Source organism: Pseudoblastomonas marina (genome assembly GCF_014641655.1).
GTDB lineage: Bacteria > Pseudomonadota > Alphaproteobacteria > Sphingomonadales > Sphingomonadaceae > Alteriqipengyuania_A > Alteriqipengyuania_A marina.
Window position 1 is genome coordinate 1,609,069 of record NZ_BMID01000001.1, and the last position, 16,862, is coordinate 1,625,930.

15 protein-coding genes and 1 pseudogene are annotated in these 16,862 nt (G+C 65.7%); 10 read left to right on the forward strand and 6 right to left on the reverse strand.

The window, feature by feature from the left end:
• Window positions 1-19 precede the first annotated feature (19 nt).
• Complete coding sequence (locus IEW49_RS07835) at window positions 20-340, forward strand: hypothetical protein (RefSeq protein ID WP_188642143.1); 321 nt, start codon at window positions 20-22, stop codon at window positions 338-340.
• On the opposite strand, the gene IEW49_RS07840 is transcribed toward IEW49_RS07835, so the two are convergent.
• A complete protein-coding gene (locus IEW49_RS07840) occupies window positions 337-1,368 on the reverse strand; it encodes a bifunctional transcriptional activator/DNA repair enzyme AdaA (RefSeq protein ID WP_188642144.1) in 1,032 nt (343 codons plus the stop codon). The two genes, IEW49_RS07835 and IEW49_RS07840, sit on opposite strands and share 4 nt — an antisense overlap.
• 81 nt (window positions 1,369-1,449) lie before the next feature.
• Here IEW49_RS07840 and IEW49_RS07845 point away from each other — a divergent pair, with 81 nt between their 5' ends.
• The 6 genes from IEW49_RS07845 (at window position 1,450) to IEW49_RS07870 (ending at window position 7,970) form a co-directional block, all read left to right on the forward strand.
• The gene (locus tag IEW49_RS07845) at window positions 1,450-3,006 is read left to right on the forward strand and encodes a S1C family serine protease (protein ID WP_188642145.1); all 1,557 of its coding nucleotides are present in this window, start codon (window positions 1,450-1,452) and stop codon (window positions 3,004-3,006) included.
• Between the two features lie 211 nt (window positions 3,007-3,217).
• Window positions 3,218-3,772 carry a F0F1 ATP synthase subunit delta gene (locus tag IEW49_RS07850; protein WP_188642146.1) on the forward strand — a complete coding sequence of 185 codons (555 nt, stop codon included), beginning with the start codon at window positions 3,218-3,220 and terminating at the stop codon, window positions 3,770-3,772.
• Window positions 3,773-3,778: 6 nt separating this feature from the next.
• Window positions 3,779-5,308, forward strand: a complete 1,530-nt coding sequence (gene atpA / locus IEW49_RS07855; protein WP_188642147.1) for a F0F1 ATP synthase subunit alpha — start codon at window positions 3,779-3,781, stop codon at window positions 5,306-5,308.
• A gap of 31 nt (window positions 5,309-5,339) precedes the next feature.
• On the forward strand, window positions 5,340-6,230 hold the full coding sequence (locus IEW49_RS07860; RefSeq protein ID WP_188642148.1) for a F0F1 ATP synthase subunit gamma: 891 nt from the start codon (window positions 5,340-5,342) through the stop codon (window positions 6,228-6,230).
• Between the two features lie 21 nt (window positions 6,231-6,251).
• Window positions 6,252-7,709, forward strand: a complete 1,458-nt coding sequence (atpD, locus tag IEW49_RS07865) for a F0F1 ATP synthase subunit beta (protein ID WP_188642149.1) — start codon at window positions 6,252-6,254, stop codon at window positions 7,707-7,709.
• A gap of 3 nt (window positions 7,710-7,712) precedes the next feature.
• Window positions 7,713-7,970: an ATP synthase F1 subunit epsilon gene (locus IEW49_RS07870; protein WP_188642150.1), complete on the forward strand. Its 258-nt coding sequence runs from the start codon at window positions 7,713-7,715 to the stop codon at window positions 7,968-7,970.
• A gap of 53 nt (window positions 7,971-8,023) precedes the next feature.
• Here the strand turns inward: IEW49_RS07870 and IEW49_RS07875 are convergent, their stop codons facing one another.
• Together IEW49_RS07875 and IEW49_RS07880 are read right to left on the reverse strand one after the other, a co-directional pair.
• Entirely contained in the window at window positions 8,024-9,130 is a 1,107-nt protein-coding gene (locus IEW49_RS07875) for an acyltransferase family protein (RefSeq protein ID WP_188642151.1), read from the reverse strand.
• 34 nt (window positions 9,131-9,164) lie between these two features.
• A complete protein-coding gene (locus tag IEW49_RS07880) occupies window positions 9,165-9,830 on the reverse strand; it encodes an SGNH/GDSL hydrolase family protein (RefSeq protein ID WP_188642152.1) in 666 nt (221 codons plus the stop codon).
• A gap of 110 nt (window positions 9,831-9,940) precedes the next feature.
• On the opposite strand from IEW49_RS07880, the gene IEW49_RS07885 reads away from it, so the two are divergent.
• Together IEW49_RS07885 and IEW49_RS07890 are read left to right on the forward strand one after the other, a co-directional pair.
• Entirely contained in the window at window positions 9,941-11,413 is a 1,473-nt protein-coding gene (locus tag IEW49_RS07885; RefSeq protein WP_188642153.1) for a hypothetical protein, read from the forward strand.
• 103 nt (window positions 11,414-11,516) lie between these two features.
• The gene (locus tag IEW49_RS07890; RefSeq protein WP_188642154.1) at window positions 11,517-13,670 is read left to right on the forward strand and encodes a prolyl oligopeptidase family serine peptidase; all 2,154 of its coding nucleotides are present in this window, start codon (window positions 11,517-11,519) and stop codon (window positions 13,668-13,670) included.
• 52 nt (window positions 13,671-13,722) lie between these two features.
• Here IEW49_RS07890 and IEW49_RS07895 read toward each other — a convergent pair whose 3' ends face one another.
• Window positions 13,723-14,001, reverse strand: a complete 279-nt coding sequence (locus tag IEW49_RS07895) for an HNH endonuclease (RefSeq protein ID WP_188642155.1) — start codon at window positions 13,999-14,001, stop codon at window positions 13,723-13,725.
• Complete coding sequence (locus IEW49_RS07900; protein ID WP_188642156.1) at window positions 13,998-14,897, reverse strand: DMT family transporter; 900 nt, start codon at window positions 14,895-14,897, stop codon at window positions 13,998-14,000. Before IEW49_RS07900 ends, IEW49_RS07895 begins: the two co-directional genes overlap by 4 nt.
• 142 nt (window positions 14,898-15,039) lie before the next feature.
• Between IEW49_RS07900 and IEW49_RS07905 the strand changes: the two are divergent.
• Window positions 15,040-16,552 (forward strand): annotated as a pseudogene (locus IEW49_RS07905) (TadA family conjugal transfer-associated ATPase).
• Here IEW49_RS07905 and IEW49_RS07910 read toward each other — a convergent pair.
• Window positions 16,549-16,788, reverse strand: a complete 240-nt coding sequence (locus IEW49_RS07910) for a hypothetical protein (protein WP_188642157.1) — start codon at window positions 16,786-16,788, stop codon at window positions 16,549-16,551. The pseudogene IEW49_RS07905 and the gene IEW49_RS07910 sit on opposite strands and share 4 nt — an antisense overlap.
• Between the last annotated feature and the right edge of the window lie 74 nt (window positions 16,789-16,862).

Here is a 16,862-nt window from a genome sequence, read left to right on the forward strand (position 1 = left end):
CTCCCCCAGGAGAGCCCCGATGAAAAAGACGTTTGTACCCGCCACCCTCGCCGCCACCCTTCTGCTCGGCGGTTGCGCCGGGCTCGGCGGGCTGCTCGACCCCGTGCTCGGCAACGACCGCTACGACGACCGCAATCTGAGCCAGTTCGAACGCGCCGCGGTCGAGGCCTGCGGGCGCGAGGCGTCGCGCTATGGCCGGGTCCAGGTCACCGATGCACGCCAGTCCGATCGCGAATACGTGCAGGTCCGCGGCCGCATCGACACGCGCGATCGCCGCAACGACGAATTCTACTGCGTCTTCCGCAATGACGGCCGGATCGTCGAATTCCGCGTCAGCTAGGCTTTTCTGCGGGCCTCGCGCCGCAATAGCTCGGCCTTGATCTCGGTGCCGTAGGCATAGCCCCCGAGCCCGCCATCGGCGGCGATCACGCGGTGGCAGGGGATCAGCACGGCGATGTTGTTCGCCCCGTTGGCACCGCCCACCGCGCGGCTGGCCTTCGGGTTGCCGAGCGCTGCGGCGAGTTCGCCGTAGCTGCGGGTCTCGCCCGGCGGGATATCGCACAGCGCCTGCCACACGCGCTGCTGGAAGGCGGTGCCCTTCACGTCGATCGGAATGTCCGTGCCGGTCCCGGGGCGTTCGACCGCCTCGGTGACGCGCGCGAACAGGTCGCGGAATTCCGTGCCGCCCTCGACCAGCTCGGCCTTGGGGAAGCGGGCGCGCAATTCGTCCTCGCCTTCATCGAAACTGAGGCAGCACACGCCGGTTTCGGTCGCGGCGACCAGCATCGCGCCTAGGCTCGTGTCGACCACGGTCCAGTGGATCGTGCGCCCCTTGCCGCCATCGCGCCATTCGCTCGCGCTCATGCCCAGTTTCCCTTTCGTATCGTCGTAGAAGCGGCTCGGCGCTTCGTAGCCGGCATCGTAGATCGCATCGGAAACCCGCGCCGAGCCGCCCAGCGCATCCTTCGCCCGCTCCTCGCGCAGCGCGCGGGCATAGGCCGAGGGCGAAAGCCCTGTCGCGCGCTTGAACACGCGCTGGAAATGGCTCGCCGAATAGCCGGTCAGCACCGCGAGTTCGCCCAGTGTCGGCTTGCCCTCGGAGGCCTTGATCTCGTCGATCGCCGCCGCGACCGCCGCCTCGTCGCGCGTGACGTCGTCGGGCAGGCAGCGCTTGCAGGCGCGCAGCCCCGCACCGCGCGCTTCCGCCCCGCTGGCGAAAAAGCGCACATTGGCGCGCGCCGGGTGCCGCGCCGCGCAGCTCGGGCGGCAGTAGATGCCGGTGGTCAGCACGCCGGTCACGAAGCGTCCGTCGAAGGCGCGGTCGCGGCGGAGCACGGCGTTCCAGCGAATGTCGTCGTCGATCCTCATGCTTCCTTCCTAGCGCGGTGGCGGATAGCGCGCATCCCGAAGCTTGCGGTCAAAAGACGCTCCCCATAGACAGGCGACAACATGACCCGGCTCATCCTCGCAATCGCGGTCCTGCTGACCGCCCTTCATCCCACCGCTGCGCAGGCCGACCAGGCCGATATCAACGCCGCCGCGCGATCGGTGGTGCGCGTGGTCGTGGTTGCCGACGATGGCGACACGGTCGAGATCGTCGGCCACGGTTCGGGCATCGTCGTGTCGCGCGACCTCGTGCTGACCAATGCCCATGTGATCGCGCCGCTGGCCGAGGACAGCGACCTCCGGCTCGGCGTGATCCCGAGCCAGGGCAAGACCGGCTACTTCGCCCGCGTCCAGCGTTTCGCCCCGCGGGTCGACCTCGCGCTGATCAAGCTGACCGAGGAAGGCCGACTGGTGCCGATGACCTTCACTCCCGGCGCGGTACCCGACGGGGCCGAAGTGTTCGCGATCGGATACCCAGCCAATGTCGATATCGCGCAGGGGCTGGATTTCGGCGACCTCATTTCGCCGATCTCGCCGGTCAAGACGCGCGGCAACGTCTCGGGCGGGCGATCGTCCAAACGTTTCGAGACGATCCTCCACACCGCCGCGATCGGTGGCGGCAACAGTGGCGGCCCGCTGGTCGACGGCTGCGGCCGTGTGATCGGGGTGAACAGCTTCGGTACCTTGTCGGACGGCTCGGACAGCGAATTCTTCTTCGCCGTCTCGGTGCGCGAAGTCCTCGAATTCCTGCGCGAGGCCGACGTCCAGCCGCGCCTCTCCTCGGCACCCTGCCGCAGCCTCGAGGATTTCGACGAGGACGAGGCCGAGCGCGCCGCTGCCGCCGAGCGCCGCCGCGATGCCGCGCGCCGCGCCGCCGAGAGCGAGCGTACCCGCGCGATGATCCGCGCCGAGCGCCGCGCGCAGCTCGAAGTCATGGCCGAACGCGAGAACGGCATGGCGCTCGCCGCGGTCCTGCTGCTGCTCGCCTTCGCCGCCGGCGGCGGTTCGGCCTGGCTCGTCGCTTCGGGGGCGAAGCGCGAATACGCGATTGGAGCCGGTGCCGCGTCGGCCTTCCTGGTGCTCGGCAGCCTGCTCGCGTGGTTCTCGCGCCCCGAGATCACCGACATCGAGGCGCGTGCCGAAGCGATGCTGCCCGAATCGGCCGGAGCCTCGGCCGAAGAGCCCGAGGACGGGACGATCGTCGCGGGCGATCTCATCTGCACGCTCGATCCCGCGCGCAGCCGGGTGACCGTCTCGGGTGGCGGCGACCTCGCCTTCGCCTGGGCCGAGGACGGCTGCGTCTCCGAACGCACCCAGTATGCCCGTGCCGACGACGGCCAGTGGAGCCGCGTGCTGGTGCCCAACGAGGACGATACCGTCGCCGTTAACCGCTACGATCCCGACACCGGCATCTTCCTCACCGAACGCTATCTTCTCCCGCTGTCGACGATGCAGCAGGCGCGCGAGGCGCGCGGCGAGTATTCGGCCCCCAAATGCGACGCGGGCGAGGACAAGGTGCTCGAACTCGGCTCGAACCAGCAGACGATCCTCGACCTGCTCCCTGCGCGCCCGAACGAGCGGCTGGTCTATCGCTGCGAAGTGAGCGCCGCCGCCGACTGACCGGACGCACGACAGGAATCGCAAAGCCGGCATCCATCCTGGCGCATTTATCGTGCGAATTGGCGTGCGATCTTCCCGGATACGGGCCAGCGTCTTGCAAAGAATCGGGAGTGTTGCTAGGCGCGCGCCAGCCTTGCCGGGGTGCACCCTCCGCACGATAGATTCGGCCTGGCGTCGCACTTATTTTCCGGCCCCGAGAGGACCATACCGCGTGGAGATTTCCGCCGCACTCAAGGCCAGCCTGGCAGGGCGCTATGCGTCCGCGCTGTTCGACCTGGCATCCGAAGCGGGCACCGTGACCGCGGTCGAAACCGACCTCGAGAAAATCGAGGCCGCGCTCGACCAGTCGCCCGAATTCGCTTCGCTGACGACAAGCCCCAAGGTTTCGCGCCGCGAAGCCGAAGTAGCGCTGCGCAATATCGCGCCGCTGCTCGGCATTTCGGAGCTGACGCAGAGCTTCCTCGGCACGCTGGCGGAAAACCGCCGCCTGTCGAAGCTGCCCGAGATGATCCGCGCCTTTCGCGCGATTGCCGCCGGCCAGCGCGGTGAAGTCTCGGCCGAAGTCACCAGCGCCCATGCGTTGACCGACGCGCAGATCGCCGAACTGCAGAAGAAGCTGACCGCGCGCGAAGGCCGCACGGTCAAGCTCGACACCCGAATCGACCCCGACCTCCTCGGCGGGCTCGTCGTCACCATCGGATCGAAGCGCATTGACGGCTCGATCCGCACCCGCCTCAACTCTCTTGCTCAAGCCATGAAGGGCTAAACAGTCATGGACATTCGCGCCGCAGAAATTTCCAAGGTCATCAAGGACCAGATCGCCAATTTCGGCACCGAAGCCGAAGTCAGCGAAACCGGCACCGTTCTGAACGTCGGTGACGGCATCGCCCGCATCCACGGCCTCGACAAGGTCCAGGCCGGCGAGATGGTCGAATTCGCCAACGGCGTTCAGGGCATGGCGCTGAACCTCGAAGCCGACAATGTCGGCGTGGTGATCTTCGGCTCTGACGCCGAGATCAAGGAAGGCGACACCGTCAAGCGCACCCAGACCATCGTCGACGTCCCCGTCGGCAAGGGCCTCCTGGGCCGCGTGGTCGACGCGCTGGGCAACCCGATCGACGGCAAGGGCCCGATCGAATCGACCGAGCGTCGCCGCGTCGAAGTGAAGGCGCCTGGCATCATCCCGCGCGAATCGGTTTCCGAACCGGTGCAGTCGGGCCTCAAGGCGATCGACGCGCTCGTTCCCGTCGGCCGCGGCCAGCGCGAACTGATCATCGGCGACCGCCAGACCGGCAAGTCCGCCGTCGCGATCGACACCTTCATCAACCAGAAGGACGCGCACCAGGGCGACGACGAGAAGAAGAAGCTCTACTGCATCTACGTCGCCGTCGGCCAGAAGCGCTCGACCGTCGCGCAGATCGTCAAGTCGCTCGAAGAAAACGGCGCGATGGAATACTCGATCGTCGTCGCCGCGACGGCTTCGGAGCCCGCTCCGCTGCAGTACCTCGCACCCTATACCGGCTGCGCGATGGGCGAATTCTTCCGCGACAACGGCATGCACGCCTGCATCGTCTACGACGACCTTTCGAAGCAGGCCGTCGCCTACCGCCAGATGTCGCTGCTGCTGCGCCGCCCGCCGGGCCGCGAAGCCTATCCGGGCGACGTGTTCTACCTCCACAGCCGCCTGCTCGAGCGCGCGGCCAAGATGAACAAGGCCGAAGGCGGCGGTTCGCTGACCGCGCTGCCGATCATCGAAACGCAGGCGGGCGACGTGTCGGCCTACATCCCGACCAACGTGATCTCGATCACCGACGGCCAGATCTTCCTCGAAACCGACCTGTTCTACCAGGGCATCCGTCCGGCGATTAACGTCGGCCTGTCGGTGTCGCGTGTGGGCGGTGCCGCCCAGACCAAGGCGATGAAGAAGGTCTCGGGCTCGATGAAGCTCGACCTCGCGCAGTATCGCGAAATGGCCGCCTTCGCGCAGTTCGGTTCGGACCTCGACGCTTCGACGCAGAAGCTGCTCAACCGCGGTGCGCGCCTGACCGAGCTGCTCAAGCAGCCGCAGTTCTCGCCGATGCCGTTCGAAGAGCAGACCGTGTCGATCTTCGCAGGCACCAACGGTTACCTCGACAGCGTCGATACGAACCGCGTGACCGAATACGAAAGCGCGATGCTCAGCTTCATGCGCAACGAACACGCCGATGTGCTGGAAGAGATCCGCACCACCGGCAAGTTCGAAGACGACACCAAGAACAAGGTCGTCGCCGCGCTGGACAAGTTCGCCAAGCAGTTCGCCTGAGACCCGCGAGAACACGAGATAGGGAGCCGAAATGGCTAGCCTGAAAGAACTCAAGGGCCGGATCAACTCGGTCAAGTCGACCCAGAAGATCACCAAGGCCAAGCAGATGGTCGCGGCAGCCAAGCTGCGCCGTGCGCAGGAGCGTGCCGAAGCCGCGCGCCCGTATGCCCAGCGCCTGTCGGGCGTGATGGCATCGCTCGCTTCGAAGGTGAGCGGCGACGGTGCGCCCAAGCTGCTCGCCGGTAGCGGCAGCAACCAGCGTCACCTGTTGGTCGTGGTCAACACCGACAAGGGCCTGTGCGGGGGCTTGAACGCGAACATCGTCAAGGCCGCCAAGGTCAAGGCGCGCGCGCTGCTGGCCGAAGGCAAGGACGTCCAGTTCTATCTCGTCGGCAAGAAGGGCCGCGCTCCGATCAAGCGCGACTACGCCGACCGGATCGAGAAGCACTTCGACACCGCCGACGTGAAGACCCCCGGCTTCGACGAAGCCGAAGCGATCGCCGACGACCTTCTCGAACGCTTCGAGAACGGCGAATTCGACGTCGCGCACCTCGTCTATCCGATCTTCCAGTCGGCGTTGACGCAGGACCCGACGGTCGACCAACTGATCCCGGTCCCGGCTCCCGAAGTCGACGCCGATCCCAAAGACGTGGCGAGCACCGGCGAGGCGATCGTCGAATACGAGCCCGACGAGGAAGCGATCCTCGAAGAGCTCCTGCCGCGCTACATCAAGACGCAGCTGTTCGGCTCGCTGCTCGAACGCGAAGCTTCCGAACAGGGCGCGTCGATGACCGCGATGGACAACGCCACGCGCAATGCCGGCGAGCTGATCGACAAGCTTACCATCCAGTACAACCGCAGCCGCCAGGCCGCGATCACCACCGAACTCATCGAAATTATCGCGGGCGCTGAAGCGCTCTAAGCAAGGCTCAAGGAAACGAACATGGCCACCGCTCCCGTTATGAACCAGACCACCAACGGCACGATCAGCCAGGTTATCGGCGCCGTCGTCGACGTGTCGTTCCCCGGCGAACTGCCGGCGATCCTGTCGGCACTCGAAACCAAGAACGGCGACCAGACGCTGGTCCTCGAAGTCGCGCAGCACCTCGGCGAAAACCAGGTCCGCACGATCGCGATGGACTCGACCGAAGGCCTCACCCGCGGCCAGGAAGTCGTCGCCACCGGTTCGCAGATCTCGGTCCCCGTCGGTCCGAAGACGCTCGGCCGCATCATGAACGTCGTCGGCGAACCGATCGACGAGCTCGGCCCGATCGGTGCCGAACAGACCGCCCCGATCCACGCCGAGGCCCCGGCCTTCGTCGACCAGTCGACCGACGCCGCGATCCTCGTCACGGGCATCAAGGTGATCGACCTCCTCGCCCCCTACGCCAAGGGCGGCAAGATCGGCCTGTTCGGCGGCGCCGGCGTCGGCAAGACCGTGCTGATCCAGGAGCTCATCAACAACATCGCCAAGGGCCACGGCGGCGTGTCCGTCTTTGCCGGCGTCGGTGAGCGTACCCGCGAGGGCAACGACCTCTACCACGAATTCCTCGACGCGGGCGTCATCGCCAAGAACGATGAAGGCCAGGCGATCTCCGAGGGTTCGAAGGTGGCGCTGGTGTTCGGCCAGATGAACGAGCCGCCGGGCGCGCGTGCCCGCGTCGCGCTGTCGGGCCTGACCATGGCCGAATATTTCCGCGACCAGGAAGGCCAGGACGTCCTGTTCTTCGTCGACAACATCTTCCGCTTCACGCAGGCGGGTTCGGAAGTTTCAGCGCTGCTCGGCCGCATTCCGTCGGCGGTGGGCTACCAGCCGACCCTGTCGACCGACATGGGCAACCTGCAGGAACGCATCACCTCGACCACCAAGGGCTCGATCACCTCGGTGCAGGCGATCTACGTCCCTGCGGACGACCTTACCGACCCCGCGCCCGCGACCTCGTTCGCGCACTTGGACGCGACCACCAACCTCAACCGTGCGATTTCGGAGCTGGGCATCTACCCGGCGGTCGACCCGCTCGACTCGACCTCGCGCGTACTCGAACCGCGTATCGTCGGCGAAGAGCACTACAACACCGCGCGCCGGGTCCAGGAAACGCTGCAGAAGTACAAGAGCCTGCAGGACATCATCGCCATTCTCGGCATGGACGAGCTTTCCGAAGAAGATAAGCTGACCGTGGCCCGCGCCCGCAAGATCCAGCGCTTCCTCTCGCAGCCGTTCCACGTCGCCGAGGTGTTCACCAACATCCCGGGCCAGTTCGTCCAGCTCGAAGACACGGTGAAATCGTTCAAGGCCGTCGTCGACGGCGAATACGACCACCTGCCCGAAGCCGCCTTCTACATGGTCGGCGGGATCGACCAGGCGGTCGAAAAGGCCAAGAAGCTGGCCGAGGACGCCTAAGACATGGCCCTGCATTTCGAACTCGTCACGCCGGCCAAGCTGGTCCGCTCCGAAGATGTCCACATGGTGGTCGTTCCCGGTGCGGAAGGCGAGTTCGGCGTGCTCGAAGGCCACGCGCCCTTCATGTCGACGATCCGCGACGGCAAGGTCCAAGTCTACAAGACCGAGGGCGCTGCGCCTGAAGAGATCGAAGTCCGCGGCGGTTTCGCCGAGGTCGGCGACAAGGGCCTGACGGTGCTCGCGGAGCACGTCGAGGGCTGATCGTTCTCACATCGAATTCTTGAAAGGGCGGCCTTGTGGTCGCCCTTTTTCGTTCAGGCTGGCACGACCGGCACGCGCGGTTCGAGCTTGCGGGTCATCCAGCGCCGGATATCGCGGCTGCGATGTTCGGTGACGGTGGCGATCAGCGCGCAAGTGCCGACCACCCCGCCCGCCAGCGCCGCAAAACCCATCACGCTGTCGCCGACGCCGATCCCATGGGCCGAGAGTGCCGAGATGATCGGCCAGTGGAAGATGTAGAGCGAGAAGGAAAAGCCCGCGAGCCAGTCGATCGGGCGCTTGATCCGCTCGAGCCCCGCCTGCCCTGCATCGGCGAAGGGACCTGCGGCGACGAACAGGAGCGCGATCCCGATCGCGAACAGATAGTCGGTCACGAAATAGTGCGAGTATTTCAGATCGTAGCCGAACGATTTGTGGAACAGTCCGACCGGGGTCGTGATTGCCCGCGCGAATTCACTGGCAAGCAGCATCGCAACCACCCCGACTATCGCGAGCCGGACGGCACGCTCCTTGGTCAGGTCGGGCTTGGGCCGGTAGCGCGCGAGAGCTGCGCCGAGCAGCCAGATCGGCAGCATCAGCAGGATCCGCCAACCCGCAATGAAGCCAAGCAGCACGACGAACGCGATCCGGGTCCTTCCCTTCAGGAAAAACCCCGCAGCGAAGATCGCGTAGAACCAGACTTCGTAGACCAGCGACCAGTAGGGCGGGTTCCAGACCGGCCCGGCCGCTGCCGCCCCGCTCTCGCTGAGAAAGATGGCCGGCAAGAGGAGCGACGAGGCGGTCAAGTCGTCATACGGCGCCGGTGCCTCGCTGGGCACGAGCCCCTGTACGCTTACTGCGAGATAGACGACCGCGCCGAATGCCAGCGCGGTCAGCGAGACCGGGAGGATCCGCGCCGCACGCGCGATCGCGTAGTCCTTCAGCGTTCCCGGACGGGCATGAACCGAATGCGCGATCACGAGCCCCGACAGCACGAAGAACACGATCACCGCATTGTGCTGCATCAGGTCCGAGAACGGGAACGGGCCGGTGTATATGTCCATCTGCACCATGTGACCGACCAGCACGACCAGCGCCGCGCCGCCGCGGACGGCGTCGAGCACGATCGACATGGCGGGCGTGATGAACGGTGCGCGTTCCATCGCCCCCGATTGCACGAACGCGGTTGAATTCGGGTTAATCGGCCAGCGTCGCGGAACCGAAGGCGAGCATCCGGGCATAGTCGCGCGAAACCCCGGGCACGAAATGGACGCCGTCGTGGGTGAAGCCGCTTGGTAGGTCGGGAGCAGCGATGAGCTGCACCCTCCCCTGCGCGGCCAGCTCGCGGAGATGGGCGGTGATCTCCGCTACCGCCTCGATGTCGTAATTCGCGCCCGCAGGCTCGACGTCCGGTTCGGCGGGCCAGACCTCGGCGAAGCGCAGATCGGGCCGCGCACATTGATCGGCGATGCGATCAAATGCGCCGCGCGTCGCCGCGAGATCGAGTTCGTCGGGTTTGGTGTCGTTGATCCCGAGCGCGATTGTGACCCGCGCGGAAGAAATCGCGCACACCACACCGCTGAGCCGTTCGAGATCGCGGCTGGTGGCGCTGGGATAGCCCGCGAACAGCGCGCCCTGAGGTTCGTCGGCCAGTTCGATCCGGCTGTCGCCGATCACGGTGGTCGCGGCGAAGGGGGCGCGCAGCAGCGTTTCGGCCGTCGTCAGCACCTCGGCCAGTCCCGGCCGAAAAGGAAGGATGATCCACGCGGAGAATGCCAGCACGAGCGCCGCAAGGCTCACGACAAGCCAGCCAACCAGGTTGAGGAATTTGCGAAGCGGCACGTTCATGGCGACAGGGCTCATAGCAGTCGGGTTTCACCAATTCGTGAACCGGCGCGCCTGCGGAGAATCGGGCGGCGAGACTTTCAACGCCGGGCAATTGCGCTATCCCGGGGCGACGGGGCGGGAAACGCATGAACGACGGCGCGACAGCAGCGAGATGGCAGGGCAGGTGGCAGGAGGCGCTGATCCTCCTGCTCGCCGCGCTCGTGTTTCGTTTCCCGAGCCTCGGTGACCCCAACCTCCATGTCGACGAATCGTTCTACTTCATGGTCGGCCAGGCCATGCATGACGGCGCCGTCCCCTATATCGATATCTGGGACCGCAAGCCCTTCGGCCTGTTCGCGCTGTACTGGCTGTTCGCGGCCTTCTCCGATCATGTCCTCGCCTACCAGATCCCCGCGCTGCTCTGCGCCGCGGGCACGGCGTACATCCTGACACGGATAGCCCGACTGTGGATGTCCGGCTGGGGCCCGACCATGGCGGGGATCGCCTATCTTGCCATGCTCCACCCGCTCGACGGCTATGGCGGGCAGGGGCCGGTGTTCTACAATCTGCTGATCGCGGGCGCGGCATGGCTGGTGATCGGCGGGTGGTTCGATTTCGACCGCGCGCGGTTCATGCGGCGCTACCTTGCGGCGATGCTGCTGTGTGCGCTGGCGCTGACGATCAAGCAGACGACGATGTTCGAGGCGATCTTCTTCGGCCTCGCCGGACTGTGGCGGCTGCATCGCGACGGTGTGGGAGCGGCCGGTATCGTCAATACCGGTGCCGCCGCCATCGCCATCGGGCTCGCCCCGACCGCGGCCCTGGCCGCATGGTTCGCCGCGCATGGCTGGATCGGAGAATGGTGGCAGGCGATGTTCCTCTCGAACCTTGCGCGCCAGTCGCTCGGGCTCGCGGTGCAGACCCACAATCTCTACGCGATCTTCCGCCTGATCCTCGTCTTCCTGGGCTGCGCGGCGCTGGGGCTGGTATTCCAGCGCAGTGCGCCCGGCTTCGCGCGCTATCGGGGGCTGATGCTCGGGTGGCTGGTGGCGGCCTTCCTCGGTTTCGCGGTGATTGCCAATGCCTTCACCCACTACCTGCTTCCGCTGCTGGTCCCCCTCACCCCGCTTGTGGCGATTGCCTTCGGCAAGCGCCTGGTCGGCCCGGTGCTGTTCGGTGCCACCGTGGTGGTCGCCTCGATCCTCGGTTCGACCTTCGACTTGGGCTATTATCGCGATAGCCGGGCCTCGTACGAGGCGGCGAACGAGGCGATAAAGGCAAACTTGGAGGATGGCCGACTATTGGTCTTCTTCGGCCCGACACTGTTCTACGAGACCGCCGACGCGATGCCGATGAGCCCGCTGGTCTTCCCCAACCACCTCTACGACCCCCTCGAGCGCAATGTCAGCCATCTCGATACCTATGACGAGTTGGACAGGATGATCAGGGCGCGTCCGGAAGTGATCGTCACACGCAAGATTTATGGATCCGAGCTCGATCAGGATATCCGCGAGTTGGTGGAAAATTACACGGCAGAGAATTGTCGTGTCGTGTGGGATGGGTACCTGCACGAGCCGCGACGTATCCGCCGCCCACACTTGGTCTACGCCTGCGACTGACCGCAATCGACGAACGTCGCGCTGGCTTCGGTCGAATCACTTGTGTTCGCCACCCCCGATGGCACTGTGCCCGCCTGTCTTACGGGAAAGGGGACGCTTACTCATGAAACTCGTATCAACCCGCGCGCTGGCCGCCTCGCTCGCGCTCGCCACCATCACCGCCACTCCGCTGGCTGCGCAGGATTCCAACACCGTGGTCGAACCCGAATTCGAAGCAGAAAACGATCCCTTCATCTGGCTCGAGGAAACCCGTAGTGAGCGCGCGCTCGACTGGGTTCGCGCCGAGAACGAGAAGACCGTCGCCGCACTGCAGACCGATCCCCGGTTCGAAGAGCTGAAGGCCGAGGCGCTGGCGATCTACAACGCCGAGGACCGCATCCCGGGGGTCAGCTTCACCCATTACGGGATGGTCAATTTCTGGCAGGATGCCGACAATCCCAAGGGCGTGCTCCGCCGCACGACGCTCGAGAGCTGGCGCACCGACGATCCCGAGTGGGAAACCATCCTCGACGTCGACGCGCTCGCCGCCGAAGAAGGCAAGGAATGGGTCTATGGCGGGATGAGCTGCCTGCCGCCCGACGGCACCCGCTGCATGGTCTACCTGTCCGACGGCGGCAAGGATGCCCGCGTGGCGCGCGAATTCGACCTCGAGACGCTGGACTTTGTCGAGGGCGGGTTCGAACTGCCCGAAAGCCAGGGCGGTGCCAGCTGGGTCGACCGGGACACGCTGCTGATCAGCCGCGATTTCGGCGATGATACCGTCACCGACAGCTTCTACCCCTTCACCACCCGTGAGTGGAAGCGCGGCACGAGCATCGACGAGGCCCAGGAAATCTTCCGCGGCGAAAAGAGCGACGTCTCGGCCGGCGCCTACCTGCTGCGCGACGGCGAAGGCACGGTGCACGGCCGCATGGCCTATCGCGGCATTTCCTTCCACGAACGCGAATATTATGTCGAGCACGATGGCGAATGGCTGAAGCTCGACCTGCCGAAGAAGGCCGGCCCCTACGGCATCATCGACGGGCACATGCTGTTCACCACCGATGTCGATTGGGAATCGGACGGCGTCACCTTCCCCGCGGATTCGATCGTCGCGGTCGACCTCGAGGAATGGAAAGCCGATCCCAACGGTGCGCAGAAGGTCCTCGTCTGGGCACCCGGCGAGCGCCAGACCAAGCGCGGCGGGGCCAACACCAAGAGCTCGATGTACGTCTCGATCCTCGACAACGTGAAGGGCAAGGTCCTCAAGTTCGATTACGAGGACGGCGGCTGGGGCTGGACCGAGATCGACCTGCCTGCGAATTCGACCGTCGGCGTCGCGACCGCGTCGGACGAGACCGACCAGATCATGTTCACCTCGACCGACTTCCTCTCGCCCGGCACCTATTACTATGCCGAAGACGGGGTGAACCTCGAAGTCGTCAAGGAAAGCCCGACGCGGTTCGACGCGACCGGCATGACGATCCAGCAGTTCGAAGCGACCAGCAAGGACGGGACCAAGATCCCCTATTTCGTGGTCCATGCGGAAGACATGCCGCTGGACGGCAGCACGCCGGTTCTGATGGGCGGCTATGGCGGCTTCCAGGTCCCGCGCCTGCCCTCCTATCTCGACTCGACCGGCAAGATGTGGCTCGAACGCGGCAATGCCTATGTCCTCGCCAATATCCGCGGCGGCGGCGAGTTCGGCCCGGACTGGCACCAGAGTGCGATCCGCGAGAACAAGCAGCGCACCTGGGACGATTTCATCGCCGTGGGCCGCGATCTCGTCGCGCGCGGGATCACCAGCCCCGAACATCTCGGCGTCGAGGGTGGCTCCCAAGGCGGCCTGCTGGTCGGCACCGCCTTCACCCAGGCACCCGACCTGTTCAATGCCGCGATCGTCCAGATCCCGCTCTTCGATATGCTGCGCTATCAGTATATCGGCCGCGGTGCCTCGTGGATCGGCGAATATGGCGACCCGCGCATCCCCGAACAGCGCGAATGGATCGAAGGCTATTCGCCCTACCAGAAGCTGCTCGAGGAAAAGGATTATCCGCGCGTATTCTACGTGACCTCGACCGCCGACGACCGCACCCATCCCAGCCACGGTCGCAAGGCCGCGGCGCGCATGGCCGCCCAGGGCGACGATTACCTGTATTACGAGGACATGCAGGGTGGTCATTCGGGCGGCGTCGACAACGAACAGCGCGCCAAGCTGCGCGCGATGCAGATCGTCTACCTGCTCCAGCAGCTGGCCGACGATCGCGACGGCGGCTGAGCGGCGCTCGCGAACGCGAACGAAAGGGCGGTCCTGCGGGGCCGCCCTTTTGCTATGGTTTCGGACGCCGCGTCACCGCGTGGAAATCGGGCGGCTTGTCGGCGATCCAGCGGAGGAATTTCGCCACCGCCTCGTTTTCGAGCAGCGGCGCGCGATCGCCGTCGAAACGTGCCAATTCGGCATTGCTGAAATGGGCGTGGATCGTGCGGTGGCAGATCGGATGGACCGGCACCGTGTCGCGGCCCTTTTTCGATTTGGGCACGGTGTGGTGCCATTGCAGGCGCTTCCCGATCGGCCGTTCGCACAACCAGCAGGACAGCGCCTCGCTCATTCGCGGACCTGCGGCGGCGCGCGACCGGTTTCGCGCCAGAGGTAGAGCCCCGCTCCGATGATGATCACCGCGCCCAGCAAAGTGAGTGCATCGGGCACGTCGCCGAACAGGACCATGCCGAGCAGCACCGCGACGATCATCTGGACATAGGTCGTCGGCGCGATGGTCGCGGCGCCTGCCCGCGTGGTGCCAAGGAACACCAGCCAGTGCGCGGTGGTGGCCGTGAGCGCCACGATCGCGCAACGCGCCACCACCGTCCAGTCCGGCGACCCGACCGCCAGCGCCTCGACCCCGCTATAGGCACCGATCGCCGCGGCGAGTACGAGGAACACCGCAGCGATGCTCGCGATCGAGAACTGCATTGCCAGCGGGCTCGCGAGATTGGCCGACATGCGATTGCCGAGCATCATCAGGCTGACCCCGAAGGCCGAGACCAGCGGCAAAGCGGCGGCCCAGCCGAGATCGGAGAAGCCCGGGCGCAGGAGTACCAGCACGCCGATGAAGCCTGCGATCGCCGCGACCCAGGTCGCTCGCCGCGACGGTTCGCCGAGAAACATGATCGCGAGAATGGCGGTGATGATCGGGCTGAGGAAGACGATCGCGGTCGCGGTCGCCAGTGGCATCACGAACACCGCACTGAAGAAGCCAAGCGTCGCCCCGCCCACGCCCAGCCCGCGCATCAGTTGCACGCCCGGCCGCGGATAGGCGAAGCCCTTGCGTCCCTCGCGCCACCACAGCAGCACGCCGAGCCCGACGGTGCCGATCGTGTAACGCAGGGCCGCGACCGCCGCAGGAGACCAGTCGCCCGCCATCGTCTTAACCACCGCGTCGCCGGCGGACAGGACCGAAAAGCCCAACAGGGCGAGGAGCAGGCCGGTGCGTTCGTCGTGTTGCATCGCATGCGCCCTAATGCGCTGCGCTCGAAAGGCCAGCACAGGTTTCGCCCGATGGGAGGTTTCCGGAAAATTTACCATTTCCCTGCAGAAGGGCACGCACATGAGGCGGGGCGCCCGCCGCAATGAACGGGATTGGCAGCGAATGAGTGCTTTCGGACGCAGGAGCGGAGGGAATGGCAGCCCGGGTGGCGGACGCCCGAGCTTCGGTGTCGCCCGCCCGATGAAGGGGAGCGGCTCTCCCCCGCCCAAGCGCGACGAAGACGCGCCCGCACCGGGCGGCGGCGAACAGTTTCCCCCGCTTCCGAGCGACAATGCCGACGGTGATGCGCCCGCGTCGGCGAACCCGCGCGGCGGAGATGCGATGGAGCGGCTCGCCCAGCGTTCGAACAGCGTCCACCAGCCCGCGACGCAGGACGGTTTCGAGGCCAGCGTCCACAAGATCAAGGAACAGGTGCTCCCGCGCCTGCTCGAACGTGTCGACCCCGAGGCGGCGGCCACGCTGACCAAGGATGAACTGTCGGAAGAATTCCGGCCGATCATCCTCGAGGTGCTCGCCGAGCTCAAGGTCACGCTCAACCGCCGCGAGCAGTTCGCGCTCGAAAAGGTCCTCGTCGACGAATTGCTCGGCTTCGGCCCGCTCGAGGAATTGCTCAACGATCCCGACGTCTCGGACATCATGGTCAACGGACCCGACCAGACCTACGTCGAAAAGAACGGCAAGCTGCAGCTCGCGCAGATCCGCTTCCGCGACGAGCAGCACCTGTTCCAGATCGCCCAGCGGATCGTGAACCAGGTCGGTCGCCGCGTCGACCAGACCACGCCGCTCGCCGACGCCCGTCTCAAGGACGGCAGCCGTGTCAACGTGATCGTTCCGCCGCTTTCGCTGCGCGGCACCGCGCTCTCGATTCGTAAGTTCTCCGAGAAGCCGATCACGCTCGACATGCTCAAGGGTTTCGGCTCGATGAGCGAGAAGATGTGCACCGCGTTGAAGATCGCGGGCGCGTGCCGGATGAACGTCGTGATCTCGGGCGGTACCGGCTCGGGCAAGACGACGATGCTCAACGCGCTGTCAAAGATGATCGACCCGGGCGAGCGCGTGCTGACGATCGAGGATGCCGCCGAACTTCGCCTGCAGCAGCCGCACTGGCTGCCGCTCGAAACGCGCCCCCCGAACCTCGAAGGCCAGGGCGCGATCACGATCGGCGACCTCGTCAAGAACGATCCTGGGCGAAATTCGTGGCGCGGAGTGTTTCGACCTCCTCGCCGCGATGAACACAGGCCATGACGGCTCGATGTGCACGCTTCACGCCAACAGCCCGCGCGAATGCCTCGGCCGCATGGAAAACATGATCCTGATGGGCGACATCAAGATCCCGAAAGAAGCCATCAGCCGCCAGATCGCCGAATCGGTCGATTTGATCGTGCAGGTGAAGCGCCTGCGCGACGGTTCGCGCCGCACCACCAACATCACCGAGGTGATCGGGATGGAAGGCGACGTGATCGTGACGCAGGAACTGTTCAAGTTCGAATATCTCGACGAGAGCGAGGACGGCAAGATCATGGGCGAATACCGATCGTCCGGTCTGCGCCCCTACACGCTGGAGAAGGCCCGCCAGTTCGGGTTCGACCAGGCGTTCCTCGAAGCCTGTCTCTAAGCCGCTTTCCAACCCTTGACCGCGGCAATCGCGAGGCCCGCGGCAACGAACAGCGACGCCAGCGCGATAAACGTCCACGGCATGAAGCCGACCGCATCGGGCGAACTACGCTTCACCCGGCGGTTGTCCGACCAGATCGAGAATATCGCGAGCAGCACCAGCCCGAGCGCCCACAGCGCCGCATGCGTGGCGGGGCTGGCAAAGCGAATGTGGCTCCAGAGCTCGTTCAAGTCCATCGCGCGCATATGGGCGCTGCATAGCCGATAGCAACGGCCCGGCTTGCACCGAATTGCGTGGTCGCTAAGGCCAG

Coding starts and splice junctions, on each gene's coding strand:
- IEW49_RS07900 (WP_188642156.1), bottom strand. CDS start 14,897: ATGCAACACGACGAACGCACCGGCCTGCTCCTCGCCCTGTTGGGCTTT.
- IEW49_RS07910 (WP_188642157.1), bottom strand. CDS start 16,788: ATGGACTTGAACGAGCTCTGGAGCCACATTCGCTTTGCCAGCCCCGCC.
- IEW49_RS07890 (WP_188642154.1), top strand. CDS start 11,517: ATGAAACTCGTATCAACCCGCGCGCTGGCCGCCTCGCTCGCGCTCGCC.
- IEW49_RS07835 (WP_188642143.1), top strand. CDS start 20: ATGAAAAAGACGTTTGTACCCGCCACCCTCGCCGCCACCCTTCTGCTC.
- IEW49_RS07880 (WP_188642152.1), bottom strand. CDS start 9,830: ATGAGCCCTGTCGCCATGAACGTGCCGCTTCGCAAATTCCTCAACCTG.
- IEW49_RS07895 (WP_188642155.1), bottom strand. CDS start 14,001: ATGAGCGAGGCGCTGTCCTGCTGGTTGTGCGAACGGCCGATCGGGAAG.
- IEW49_RS07845 (WP_188642145.1), top strand. CDS start 1,450: ATGACCCGGCTCATCCTCGCAATCGCGGTCCTGCTGACCGCCCTTCAT.
- atpA (WP_188642147.1), top strand. CDS start 3,779: ATGGACATTCGCGCCGCAGAAATTTCCAAGGTCATCAAGGACCAGATC.
- IEW49_RS07840 (WP_188642144.1), bottom strand. CDS start 1,368: ATGAGGATCGACGACGACATTCGCTGGAACGCCGTGCTCCGCCGCGAC.
- IEW49_RS07870 (WP_188642150.1), top strand. CDS start 7,713: ATGGCCCTGCATTTCGAACTCGTCACGCCGGCCAAGCTGGTCCGCTCC.
- IEW49_RS07885 (WP_188642153.1), top strand. CDS start 9,941: ATGAACGACGGCGCGACAGCAGCGAGATGGCAGGGCAGGTGGCAGGAG.
- IEW49_RS07860 (WP_188642148.1), top strand. CDS start 5,340: ATGGCTAGCCTGAAAGAACTCAAGGGCCGGATCAACTCGGTCAAGTCG.
- IEW49_RS07875 (WP_188642151.1), bottom strand. CDS start 9,130: ATGGAACGCGCACCGTTCATCACGCCCGCCATGTCGATCGTGCTCGAC.
- atpD (WP_188642149.1), top strand. CDS start 6,252: ATGGCCACCGCTCCCGTTATGAACCAGACCACCAACGGCACGATCAGC.